The sequence below is a fragment of the Vibrio taketomensis genome (assembly GCF_009938165.1).
In the GTDB taxonomy this organism is placed as follows: domain Bacteria; phylum Pseudomonadota; class Gammaproteobacteria; order Enterobacterales; family Vibrionaceae; genus Vibrio; species Vibrio taketomensis.
The window spans coordinates 380,872-393,244 of the sequence record NZ_AP019650.1 but is presented as its reverse complement, the minus strand read 5'-3'; the positions used below and the strand labels follow the sequence as shown (position 1 = coordinate 393,244).

The 12,373-nt window shown below is 39.6% G+C and carries 10 protein-coding genes, 1 tRNA gene and 1 pseudogene; 6 read left to right on the top strand and 6 right to left on the bottom strand.

Features of this window, described 5'->3' with window-relative positions:
• Window positions 1–27 precede the first annotated feature (27 nt).
• The 3 genes from Vt282_RS15445 (at window position 28) to Vt282_RS21780 (ending at window position 3,944) form a co-directional block, all read left to right on the top strand.
• On the top strand, window positions 28–936 hold the full coding sequence (locus Vt282_RS15445; protein ID WP_162063954.1) for a LysR family transcriptional regulator: 909 nt from the start codon (window positions 28–30) through the stop codon (window positions 934–936).
• Window positions 937–1,641: 705 nt separating this feature from the next.
• Complete coding sequence (locus Vt282_RS21785; protein WP_415663466.1) at window positions 1,642–1,830, top strand: HD domain-containing protein; 189 nt, start codon at window positions 1,642–1,644, stop codon at window positions 1,828–1,830.
• 1,823 nt (window positions 1,831–3,653) lie between these two features.
• Window positions 3,654–3,944 carry a histidine phosphatase family protein gene (locus Vt282_RS21780; protein WP_162063952.1) on the top strand — a complete coding sequence of 97 codons (291 nt, stop codon included), beginning with the start codon at window positions 3,654–3,656 and terminating at the stop codon, window positions 3,942–3,944.
• A gap of 12 nt (window positions 3,945–3,956) precedes the next feature.
• Here the strand turns inward: Vt282_RS21780 and Vt282_RS15430 are convergent.
• Window positions 3,957–4,493: pseudogene (locus Vt282_RS15430) on the bottom strand (ImmA/IrrE family metallo-endopeptidase); the annotation flags it as partial.
• A 974-nt stretch (window positions 4,494–5,467) separates the two neighbouring features.
• On the opposite strand from Vt282_RS15430, the gene Vt282_RS15425 reads away from it, so the two are divergent.
• Window positions 5,468–6,376, top strand: a complete 909-nt coding sequence (locus tag Vt282_RS15425; protein WP_162063951.1) for a hypothetical protein — start codon at window positions 5,468–5,470, stop codon at window positions 6,374–6,376.
• Window positions 6,377–6,988: 612 nt separating this feature from the next.
• Here the strand turns inward: Vt282_RS15425 and Vt282_RS15420 are convergent.
• From Vt282_RS15420 to Vt282_RS15410, 3 genes are all read right to left on the bottom strand, one after another.
• Window positions 6,989–7,744: a hypothetical protein gene (locus Vt282_RS15420; RefSeq protein ID WP_162063950.1), complete on the bottom strand. Its 756-nt coding sequence runs from the start codon at window positions 7,742–7,744 to the stop codon at window positions 6,989–6,991.
• On the bottom strand, window positions 7,741–9,099 hold the full coding sequence (locus Vt282_RS15415) for a site-specific integrase (RefSeq protein ID WP_162063949.1): 1,359 nt from the start codon (window positions 9,097–9,099) through the stop codon (window positions 7,741–7,743). The genes Vt282_RS15420 and Vt282_RS15415 overlap by 4 nt, the downstream gene beginning before the upstream one ends.
• Window positions 9,100–9,187: 88 nt before the next feature.
• A tRNA-Ser gene (locus tag Vt282_RS15410) sits at window positions 9,188–9,278 on the bottom strand.
• A gap of 316 nt (window positions 9,279–9,594) precedes the next feature.
• On the opposite strand from Vt282_RS15410, the gene Vt282_RS15405 reads away from it, so the two are divergent.
• Complete coding sequence (locus Vt282_RS15405; RefSeq protein WP_162063948.1) at window positions 9,595–10,272, top strand: MaoC family dehydratase; 678 nt, start codon at window positions 9,595–9,597, stop codon at window positions 10,270–10,272.
• 50 nt (window positions 10,273–10,322) lie between these two features.
• Here the strand turns inward: Vt282_RS15405 and Vt282_RS15400 are convergent, their stop codons facing one another.
• The gene (locus tag Vt282_RS15400; RefSeq protein WP_162063947.1) at window positions 10,323–11,138 is read right to left on the bottom strand and encodes a phosphate ABC transporter substrate-binding protein; all 816 of its coding nucleotides are present in this window, start codon (window positions 11,136–11,138) and stop codon (window positions 10,323–10,325) included.
• A 161-nt stretch (window positions 11,139–11,299) separates the two neighbouring features.
• Between Vt282_RS15400 and Vt282_RS15395 the strand changes: the two genes are divergently transcribed.
• Complete coding sequence (locus Vt282_RS15395; RefSeq protein ID WP_162063946.1) at window positions 11,300–11,653, top strand: DUF3024 domain-containing protein; 354 nt, start codon at window positions 11,300–11,302, stop codon at window positions 11,651–11,653.
• Window positions 11,654–11,660: 7 nt separating this feature from the next.
• Here Vt282_RS15395 and Vt282_RS15390 read toward each other — a convergent pair whose 3' ends face one another.
• The gene (locus Vt282_RS15390; protein ID WP_162063945.1) at window positions 11,661–12,317 is read right to left on the bottom strand and encodes a TetR/AcrR family transcriptional regulator; all 657 of its coding nucleotides are present in this window, start codon (window positions 12,315–12,317) and stop codon (window positions 11,661–11,663) included.
• Between the last annotated feature and the right edge of the window lie 56 nt (window positions 12,318–12,373).

Sequence of the window (12,373 nt, the reverse complement as noted above, 5' to 3'; positions counted from 1 at the left end):
ATACGGGATAATAACTTTGAGCTCTAAATGAAAGAAATCTCAGCACTACCTCTATTAGCAAAAGTGGTCGAATTGAATAGCTTTGCTGAAGCCGCAAGGCAACTCGGAGTACCGACAACAACGGTAAGTCGCAAGATACAGCAGTTAGAGGCAGAGCTGGGCGGAAAACTATTAAATCGCTCAACTCGCTCATTATCACTAACAGAGTTGGGAGTGCACGTACTTCCTAAAGCGCAGTTAATTGCTGATACGGTTTCAGAGCTTTATAACCAAGCAGAAGAACATTCAAATCAACCCGTGGGTACATTAACGATTACCGCGCCTCATGCATTCTCACAAGATATTTTGGCACCACTACTTGCTGAGTTTTCGGTTCGCTACCCCACAATTAAGTTGAACCTGAGCTCTTCCAATCGTTTTCAAGATCTCACCAAACAAAATATTGATTTCGCATTTCGCCTTGGCCCATTGCATGATTCAGCCATGATAGCGATGAACTTATCTACTGTTCCTTATGTGATTGTAGGCTCGCATAGGCTAATAAAGCGGATGGGGACACCAAATCACCCAATGGCGCTTTTTGATCTGCCGTGTATTCGTAACCATGTTGACGGCTACTTTCTACCGTGGCGTTTTGAGAACAACGGAGAAATTGTCGAAGTTAATGAGACTCCGAGCTTTGTATGTGACGATTTCTATGTTACTCAACAGCTTGTTTTATCTGGAGCTGGGTTCGCCTATTTACCCGCAAGTTTATTTCGGGCTCCAGAAGTACGTAAACAAGTCCATTTCGTACTACAAGAATGGGTTCCACAGAATAGAAATATGTTGATGGTTTACCAAGATAGAAAGTATCTGCCGCTGAAATCCCAGTTGTTTATTGAGTTTATCCGAGAAAACCAAGCGAAAATTCAGAAGGCTTTAGAAGCAGAGTAGCGAGCATGCACTGGTTGTTAAGCGGCCTGACCGTGGCATGCTCTGCTAAACCTTTGAGGGCGTATATGTGCTGAAAGTGCGCTCGACTGACTTTTAGTGAATGGCAAAATGTTCAGGTTGTAAGGAAAGCCATTGTCTCAGCCAATCCTAACCGGTGAATTAATCCGGTATCCAAAACGTAAAAAGCCCGCTAGATTTTAGCGGGCTTTTTGAATGTGGCGGAGAGATAGGATTTGAACCCTAGAACAATCTTCGCGTCTTTAAAACACCCTATAATTTCAGGATGTTACCCGATGCATCTAAAAGTCGGGTTAAACAAATGTGATTCACAGTAATGTTATCTATTTTCATATTATGTCAACACTACCAAACCTTTTGTCTATCAAGTACATTATTCTGGATGTTGAAACGGTTTAAGATCGACTTTAACTATAATCTAAGTAGGATGTGATCGTTATGCGTACAACTTTTCTTCGCTAGACGATGAACTATGTTGTATGTAAAATCATCTCTCCCTTGCTTGCGAGAGAATTACAGAAGATACCTAATATGGCTAGACATGAAAGTAACTTGGTTGTTTTTGATTTTATGAAGAAAGTGATATCGATAGAAACATGGGCAACATGTTGCTGTCGAATTCGTTTTATTCAAAATTATCAATTCTGATGAGTTTCAACGCCTTAAGCAAGTTTCTTTTCTAGGGCTATCGATTACTTATCGCCAGAAACTAAGAGTAATAGGTATATCCACTCTCTTGATGTAGCCAAGTTGGCGCTATTTATATCGAAACAACGTAACTATGATGAAGAAGTACAGGATCACCTTGTAGTAGCTGCACTTCTTCATGATATTGGGCATGCCCATTGTCCCATAGCATGGAGCCTTCATTTTTGATGAATTCGGTATTAATCACCATGTGGCGGGTAATCGAGTTATTAAAGAAAAGAATTTTCTCTCAAAAATTCTCGAAGACCAAGTCAGCATTGATACTGTCATTGACTTAGTTGAACAAAACTCTGAAGAAGAATTTTCAGACATATTTAACTCGAAAATTAACATTGATACTATTGATGGAATTCAAAAAGCTTATCGTTTGTTAATGCTAACTTGAAGTATGATAAGTATTCTTTGGCAAGAGCGTCATTTATAGATGAAGGTGATGTCCAAGTAGAAAAACTAGACTCTTTCTGGAAAGCTAAAGATTTTGTATATAAAAAGTAATTACAAGTGGAGTTGGAGCAATTGCAGATCATATATCTAGAGAGTACTTTTTGATAATGTTAGTAGAATAGACGAGTCTTATTTTTAGAAGGAATCATCACTTCTCGGTGGGAAAAAGCCCATATTTAAACATTTCTCAAATAAGGTAAGAAAGCTAAAGCAATTGTCCTTTGACTTTGATAGCACACACGACCTTGAAAGCATAAATGAGATAAATTTAGACGTTATAGAAAGATGCTATAAAGTAAATAAATCTATCGATACAAATAACATAAAAAATCTGGATGAATTCATTTCTAAAAGATATGAGTGTAGTAAGTGGAGTACAAAAAAACAATATATTACACACTTTGTATTGATCCCAATAAAAACAATATGATTTATTATAGATAGGTTTTACATTAATGGAACAAAGAAGAAATTACTCTGAAGAGTTAGTTGGCGCCATAAAAAGAGTTAGATAACGCAGAATTAGGTGACGAATTATGTGTTGTCGTTACTGGTTCATTTGGGAGAAATGAAGCGTCCCAGAATCTGATATGGACTGGTTTATTTTGCAGACAAAGTATTTAAAGATGATGAGAAGCAAGCATACTTAGATAAAGTAACTGAGGTGGTTAATAATCGCGTTGCAAAAATGCTGGAAGTACAGGTACATTTGAATCTATCGTAACAAGAAATGATATGCTGGAAAACTACGGTGGCGACAAAGAGACTAACCAAGCATTTACTAGACGAATGTTATATTTATTAGAGAGCAAGTGTTTGTATAATGACTCTCTTTATGAATCACTTAAACGCGAAATCTTAGAAAAATATATTAAAGAAAGCGTATCAGATCATAATCTAAATCGGTTCATGCTAAATGACATTATAAGATATTACAGAACGATCTGTACAGACTATGAGTATAAAGTGAATGAAGACGGGAAAAGCTAGGGTGTCCGTAAAATAAAACTAAGGTTTTCACGGAAGTTATTATATTTTTCTGGTTTGATAGCTGTTGCTTCTACATGTAGTTTAAGTAGAAAGGAGAAAATAGAACGAACACTCGAGTACTTGGCGCTCACTCCTATTGATAGAATAGTAAGAATAATCGGTCAGAATCAATCGGAAAAATGCTGGCTCATTATTCAATGTTTCTCAACGAAATTTCAGATGAAAACGTTCGAGAGTCTTTAGATAAAATTTCTAGAGAAACAAGGCATGATATTGAAGATTATCGAAGGCTTAAGAATTTATCTCAGCACTTTAACTGGGAGCTAGAAAAATGCTTCTTAAATGAGTTTCCTCAAAGCCACCCAATTCATGCAGCGTTAGTATTTTGATATGCAGTGTATCTATGTTCGGCATGGTAGAACGAAATTCAGTATAAAAAATAGGTTCGCAGGACGACGAGACATTCCTAGGTATTGATGATAAAAACTTGCTGAGGCTTTTTCTCTGACAAGTGAACACAATCCTCTAACTCTGCTGCACAGTCCTTTAAAAGGGCTGTGCAAACGGCTCAATACTTTATAGATAATTTTAGTTTTGAAGAAATAATCAGTGAACCATTATTGATCGAACGTGACTTTGGTGTATTTGAAGGTAAAGTTAAATCCGAAGAAAATAGAAGAAAGCTTGAGTTTGGTATAGGTGTAGAAAGTCTTGAACAACTTGATTCTAGGGTAAATAAATTTCTGCTAAAGTATCAACATAGATCGGATAATATATTGATAGTCGGCCATTCAGCCTTTTATAGAAGACTATCTAGAACGTTGGGAATACAAATAAACTTGAATTAAGTTGCTGTGAAGCTAATTGCTTTGAGGTTCATTCCAAAACAATATTAGCTCCATAGCAACCTCATCAAATGGTAGGGCTAGCTCATTAGCAATATCAGTGCGAGATATTCCCTTAGATTTAAGGGCCGTAAATATTTTACCTAATAGCAACGATTGTTCTCTAGTTTGTAAACCATCAGGTTCTGAAGTTCTATAACCTCTCTTTGAAGCACTAATTGTTAGCTGTCGATATTGCCACTCGGTAAGATAGTTCAAGTCATATAAACGACGAATCATCGCCATTAAGGAAACATTCCAGAATTTCTTTAATTTGATCAAGTCATCTAATGTTGCGTTAGCATTTGGCCTCACTTTGCTAGCAATACTTCCTTTAGGCATAAGAAATGCTGATGCAAACTTATCTGCTTCCAGCTCGGCCTCTCCCTTTATTCTGCTCCCATGTCTATGCAACACCAGATGAGCTAGCTCATGGGCTGCATCAAATCTGCTTCTTTCTGGGGTTTTAAATTGGTTAAGTACAATAAACGGCGTATTCCCTTTCCAGATGGAAAATGCATCTACCTCTTTACAGTCTTCCGATAGAGAAAAACTCTAATTCCCTTAGACTCAAGTAAATGAACCATGTTTTTAACGGACAGTTCTCCAATGCCCCAATTTACCTGAAGCTCTTTAGACGCAGCTTCTGGCTCATGTCTGTTGTCATGAGTAAAATCAGGCAAGTCTACTTTAGGAAGATTGTTGAACTTCCTGTCCAACCAACAAGAGATTTCATATGCAAGAATACTAGCTGACTCAGAAGCTAGTCTCAATTTGCTAGGTAGTTTTGTAACAGCTCGAAAGCTAATTGTATCTGCGTCTATTAGTTCCACTCGATCTTTATAGAAGAATTTAACAGGGTACCCTAAAGCCATTGCAAATCGACTGACGGTTTCATCCTGTAAGTCAAATGGAGGTTCTCACTTTCATATGCTGATACTGTTTTAGGAGAAAGCTGCACTAATTCAGCGAGTGCTTTTTGACAGTCCTCGCCTCTCTCTAGCCAGCTTCAAACGTAGCAGGTTAAACATGTTACTCATTCATTGATACATTAATTTCAATATCTTCAGAAACCCTTCATCAGAGATATGGTCAGGCTCAATGATTAAGCTATCACCATAATCTGTCATATCTATCAGGTAGGTCTGCTGAATCTGTTCACAAAGCCTTTTGGGAACAAAAATAGGCTTAGACAATTCTGAGCGAACGCGGAGGTTATCACCATCAAATGAGGTATTGTAATGATTCACAAAATTTGTGGGCGTGTATTTTCCTTGCTAGGAGTTACTCGAAATCAGCATATCTTCGAACAATGCAACATAGAACAATCTAACCCACTCTCATTTAAGAGAAGCCTTTATCCTTACTTCTGGCTTTTGTCACATGTACTCAATCATTTTCTCGTCAATTCATATATTTATGTGGCAGAATTAACTCGATGTTATAACAAGTTTTATTCTAATATTAGCTTAAGGTACATATATTCAATGGCTAGCTCTTCAGCATTAAACAAACCAGAGCAACTTCACGACATTACTCTAAGGCTTGAACACCTTAAGTTACGTGATCAACCTGAAGACTTACTTTACTCATTGCATTGTTACACCAAAGGTTATAGAAGGTTTATTGAGCTCGTAGGTACACAAGTTGAACCCAACTTAGTTCCCGTTTTTCAACTAGATTATGTTGAGCGGGGCTCTATTAAGCTCAAAAATAAAATTGGTTATAAACCTTCTTTTATCAATTGGTTAGGATACATGTTAACTAAGTTGTTGAGTGAAGATATTACGGATGAAAATCTTGAAGAGAAGGTTTCTGAACTAGAAGAAAAAACGGCAGAGTTTATTGAAGAAACGAGCCCTCATGATGACTTGATGGATAAGCCAGATCCTTACATTGACCCAATCACCTTTGCTGAAATTATGAATTGTTTCTCTGATGGAGGGAAGCTTCTTCAACCTAAAGAGCACTTTGAAGTGATAGAGTCAGTTGATGCTGAAGAATCAAAAAAAGTAATACAATTTGATCGTTCTTTCCGTTCGCATGTTTCTATTTCTGAGCTTAAGAAAGCTAAACCTCAGCCATTTAATGGGGATGATATATTTATTGCAATTAAGCCATGTAATGTTGGTGATGGGGCTTGGTGGGTCCAGAGTACAATAACCCATCGTTCTTTCTATGTGCGCATACAAGATTCCGAATGGCTAGCTAGGTACCAGTCAGGAAAACTTCCTGCCGTAGTCGCAAATGACTTAATTAAAGTTAACTTAGTTTGTGATGTAATAGTGAATAAAACAGGTGGTTCTAGAAATGTTAATGCATACGTGACAAAGGTGCATGGGGTTGAGAAAGCAAAGTTTCTAATACCTGAAAATCAAGCTAAACTATTTGAATGAAAAAGTTTTTCTCAAACTACGTATTTATCTTGATACCTTTTGTAGTATTGATTGTTACGAAAGGCGTTGTGGCGCAATTTCAAGGTATACTTACGTCTACAGATTGGTCCATAGCAAGTTTTATGATCATTGCTCAATGTATGAGCTTTATAATTACGAACTTACAGAGTTACCCTAATCTCAGTAAGTATGGGCTTAGCATATTCATTGGTATTACGATAATATTTTTAATACTATGCATTGGTGTGTATGCATATAGTCTATCTAATCCATCAAGTTATACTGCTTACAGCCAGCCTTTAGTGTTTTTTATTAGTTCCATTTGGATGATGGGTGTTTACAAGGCAGATGATTATCTAAGAAAGCTATAATAAATCCAGTCTTGAGTAGGAACTACCTTCAATTTTTATGGATACAATGTGAGAACAGAATGTATGACTTTGAAGCCAAGCTGATTGATTGGATTTTCCTTATAAAGATTATTGATAATTTTCGAATGTAGCTCTGGACCTGACGTACTTTTGTCCAAAATCGAGTTGATGTTTTGATACATTGCTGACTCATCCCGCCCACAAGCAAGGGGTTACCGTATATGTAACCCCCTTAAGTGTGCTACCACTGAGTCAGTCTTTGATTTGTTCCTGACTCATGTTGAATCGCAAATTCTTGCAATGCAAACACTCTGTTTTTGCATGAGTCGTTATCATTCCAATCTAAGTCATCAACTAGGCATACGATATAGTCTCCAACTCGCTGAGCTTGGCTGGCATAGATACATATTTCTACTCGACAGTCGTCTAGATACAAACATGATTCGGTGGATGAAAAGTTCATTCGTTGATAACAACCACATCGTGAAATTTGCACATATTGAGCAATCTCTCGTTCATTGCAAGGTATAGATAAGCGAGTGCCACATCGAAAGCGTAAAGTATTCGTGTGCTCATTTCCCAACCGTACTCTCAGACCATGTAATTCACTATCTTTTAAGTGCTGTCGGCGGATATCTTCGGCAAAAAATTGATAGACCTCGTAAGGTATACAAGTTTCTGCTCCATCACTGCTACCGTATTCAGCTAGCCACGATTCAAAAGGGTACTCATTTAAGCCAATTAATGACTTAAATGTCTCAAAATTACCCAGGGTCTTATTTAAATGATTGGTCGAATACCCATCTTCGATAAACGCCTCATAAGTTAGGTAAGGGTGTTCATATAATGTGTTGATTACATGATCAATTAACCCAATTTGCTGCTCGGTCACACCACAAGACAAAAACTGCGACAAATCTAAACAGCTTCTGTATGACGCACCTTCTCTAAGTGCTGATACTAGTTCTCGGCGAATTTTATTGGATAAATGCATCATAAAGCTCCCTCTAGGTTAATTTCGAACGCTGCAACAATCTCAAGCAATTTGTCTATGCGGTGTTTTTTTCCATAACGTCCATAGGTCATGTTGTTATTAGTGTGCCCAACGACTTCGGCAACACTGTGTTCTGGAATATCTTTGATTTTTAACTCATCAATAAAGGTATGGCGTAAGCTGTAAGCGGTTGGGCGTGCTCCCGCACGCATTCCTATTTTGGTTTGTAACTTTCCAAACTGCTGGCGATACGTTTTAGTCCAGTCTTTATCTTTCCCCAGTGGCTTATAATGGAATAATGGTGAGCGTTTTCGGGTTTTGCGTGATTCGTAAAACTGTAAAAAGCTATTGCGCAGCTGCGGATGCAAGGGGATGGCTCGAACCGCATGTTGATTCTTTAAGTGCTGATCTTTCGATATATCGGTCACTTTAATGCAAGGAATATGCATCAACCATACGATGTCCTTAACGTATATTTGGCACACCTCGCCAATGCGAAATCCATGGAAAAGTTGCAGCTTAGTGACCCACTTGAAGTCTTCTGTTTGTGCTGCATATTCGGGGCTTTGAAACAGCTTGAGCAACTCTGTTTCTGTCCAGCGTTCTCTCTGTTCGGATGCGTGTTGCTTGTTCTTAAACTTAGGGTTGATACCTTCAGCGGGATTCTCTGATTTGATCCCTTTTGCTTTTAGCCAAGCGAAGTATTGTTTAACCGATGCAAAATACCCTTGGTTGGTTTTTGCCGAGCGCTTTTGACCGATCAAATGGTCTACATAATCAAGTATATCTGCACTCGTTACCGTGTTTTGCCCTAATCCTTTATGCTCAAGAAAGTTCGTACAATGTTTAATGCCATGTTCCAGTTGATATATCGAGAGTTCAGTAATCCCTTGCGTCCTCTTGCTCTTAATGAACAAGGCAAGAGAATCACCAAAAGAAGTACCTTTGCTGCGAGTAGAAGTCTTTCTGCGTTCAGGAGCCTGATTTCTCCCTGATTCAATCGTAGACGGGTGCGAGCGAGAGCTGTGATCTATAGAATTTTCAGCAGTCAGCTCTACCGCTTTATATTGTGGATGTACATATCCTGCTGAGCCTGCAACAAACGAATGGCGGATGCTCTCGATATTTTGATCAAGTGCCGTTTTGAATAGTTCAAATTGGGGTGGACACGAGGTATCTAATCTCGTTATGGCTGAACGAAGGTAGTTAGCGACTATGAAGTTGCGTGCAATTGCTTCTGGGCGTTCTTTGGTACGAAGGCTAACTTTGATATCGAATGGATAACCAAATTGTCTTAATGGCTTGGGGACGCAAATGCGGGTTTGATATACGCCGTTGGACGCTTTTTGTAGGTACATTGTCTCACCTCATTGTCATGAAAGTGATTTGCAGTACTACGCATACGAAAAAGCCCTTGAAAATCAAGGGCTTGGACGTATAAATAAGTGGCGGAGAGATAGGGATTTGAACCCTAGATACGCTATTAACGTATGCCGGTTTTCAAGACCGGTGCTTTCAACCACTCAGCCATCTCTCCGTGTGCGGTGTATATTAGTGACAGCCGATCCGCTTGTAAAGCAAATAATTGCAGCAAACAGCTCAAACGGTCATAAAGCATCCAGATGCAGAATTTAGTAAAAACCTGATATGTGTGCATCTCCATATCAATTTCTGGGGTAAAAGCTCTACCTGCTCACATTCTAATAAAATAGTGTTTTATTCTTATCTACATGAATAATAAAGACTATTACCATATTAGAGAACACTTGTACGCCCGAAAGTATTTGCAGATAATTGTGAAGTGCTTCAAAATTGGAAGATTAGCGCCGTCTTTAGTCTTTTCTGAGGTTTTTATGAAAGTCGCTGACTTATTTAAACATCGTAGTGAACATGACTCTAAACAACAATCAGAGTTCATGCAATGGATGTCGCCTGCTGTACGCGAGTACTGGGGTGAATTCCTTAACAAGGCGAACACTCGTCTTATGTTCACTCGATTACGCGAGCTACAACAGCCTGCGGTAAACGACGAGCCACCTCAGCCAAAACCTATCGAGCTAAAACCTGAAGCGCAAGCTCTTTTCGATGAGCTGCAAGGTAAGCTTGATACTGTTATTCATACTGGTGATTGGGTTAGCGTATCACAAGAGCGTATCAACCAATTCGGTCAAGTAACCGAAGATATGCAATGGATTCACACAGATCCTGAGCGCGCGGCTGCAGAGTCTCCGTTTAAAACAACGATCGCTCATGGCTTCTTGACACTTGCTCTGTTACCTAAGATGACAGACAGTGTTGATCCAGAAGGCAACCTGTTCCCAACGGCTAAAATGGTGGTGAATCTTGGCTTAAACCAAGTTCGTTTCCCATACCCTGTTAAAGCGGGCAACAACATTCGTGCAGTAAGCACCCTTTCTAAAGTGACACCTATCAAGAAAGGCCTTGAAGTTGAACGTGAAATCAAAGTTGAAATCGAGGGCGTTCGCCGTCCTGCTGCTGTAGTAGTATCGGTTATTCAGCTGCATTTCTAATGTATTTAGAATTAAAAAGGAGAGCAATTGCTCTCCTTTTGTACCTGTCGCTATTTTACCGCCGTGTAGCCATTTGCGTCCATCAGCTGCTTCGCTTCATCACCACGTAGATACTGCACAAACGCTTTGGTTTGAGAATCCACTTTGTCCACCTTGTAGAAAACCAGGAAAGGGCGCGCTAATTCATAACTGCCGTCTTCGACAAACTTGTTAAGCGGCGCTACTCCTTCAAATTTCACAGCTTTAACTGAGCTATCTACCGAACCTAGTGACACAAAACCAATTGCATGACTGTTGTGGTTAACCAGCGTTTTCACCATGCTATTACTGTTTACCACTAAGTTATCTGGGCTTACATCCGAGACAAGCTTATTGTTCACGACCTTGGTCAAGCCTAACAGGGTTTCAAAACTGTACTGAGAACCTGATGAGGCTTCGCGTGTGACAGCGGAAATCTCTTGGTCACTGCCACCTAGTTGTTTCCAATTAGTGATTTTGCCTTTATAGATATCGTAAAGCTGCTCACGAGTGAGGTTTTCAATTGGGTTCGATTTGTTAACCACCACGGCCAGTCCATCCATCGCAATGGTTTCAACTACGATAGATTCATCTTGCTCACTCTCTGTTAGGTAACGTGAGCTCATACCTAATTCGGTGACACCTTTTTTTAGCATGGTAATGCCTGCGGTCGAGCCAATACCCTGCACCGCAACATAACTCTCAGGGTGAGTTTGGTTGTATTGCTCAGCAAGCATTCCCATTATTCGGGCAACTGACGTTGAACCTGAAATATTAATTTCGCTGGCCGCGGCAGAAAAGGATAGCAAAGGAAATGAGATTAACGCGGCTAACGCAACTCGAAACATATAATTCTCCATAGTAATAAATTGAGGGCTGATATCGCCTCATAAATGAGCGATTAAGGTATAGCATATGGCGATTTGATGACAAATTTGTGAAAGGGGGTGCAGACGTTCAACGATATAGGCCATAATATAGCCAGTAAAGTGCATAGTCTGGAGTTGGTATGGAGTTAGTCAGTTTGCTACAAAGGCAACTTGAAAGTCGTGCTGAAAATATCTGCCGCAGCCATAATCAAAACTTACCGGTAGAACTCGGTAAAGCCAGTTATGAGCCGTTTGAAAACGGCGTGGTGTTTATCAAACAGCACTATTTACTCGACTCCGCACACTGCAACTACTCTTCTCAAGTCGCTAAAGTTATCTGGAATGTCGATGCTGCCGTATGGCAACTGTTTATGGCTGATGAGCACGATGACGAAATATGGATCCCCTACCCGTATTTAAGTGAGAGCAATGATCTTACCGCTATCATGCGTGAGGTAGAGAAAGATCCCAAAGCGCTGTTTTGGGATAACTAAATTTAACTCAGTTCTCGTTTGCCACCGCTTGTGATCCTGCATTGAACATACCGTGAGTCATTAAATTGAGGTTATGTTCAAACAACTGCGCAAGAAACTCCTCACTTAGTTGAACGCCATGAATTGCCAACATCGAAGGAGGTGCAACAAAAGGGAATACCATCAATGAGATAAACGAGACTCGGCACAAACGAGGATCGAGATCGGCACGTAGTACTCCATTTTCTAATAATTTATCGAACATCGCAGTTTGAATCGGTTTCGATATGTCATCAATCACCTTTTCCAGCAATCGTCGCTGTACTTTCGATTCCGGCATGTTCATCACTTGTAAAATCAAGCGCGGAAATTGAGGAAGTTTGCTCATTTCACGATAATAAGTGCGCATAACATCAATCAGATTGTCTTGAGTAATATTCTGCTGCAATTTATTCAAACGATCATTTAATGGCGACAATGTCTCGCGTAGCATTGTCTCAAACAAGCCCTCTTTGTTGCCAAAATAGTAGCGAATTAATGCGCTATCCACGCCTGCTTTACCCGCAATTAAGCGAATCGACACTTTGTCATACACCATCACGGTGAACAGCTCTCGTGCTGCTATGAGCAATAGTGCCCGCGCGTCAGTCTTGCTATTTGGTCTACCTGCCTTTCTTTTGATCATTGATTATCCTTCTGATTTTATGAGCATGATTATACGCAAGGTGAGTCTAGATTCCG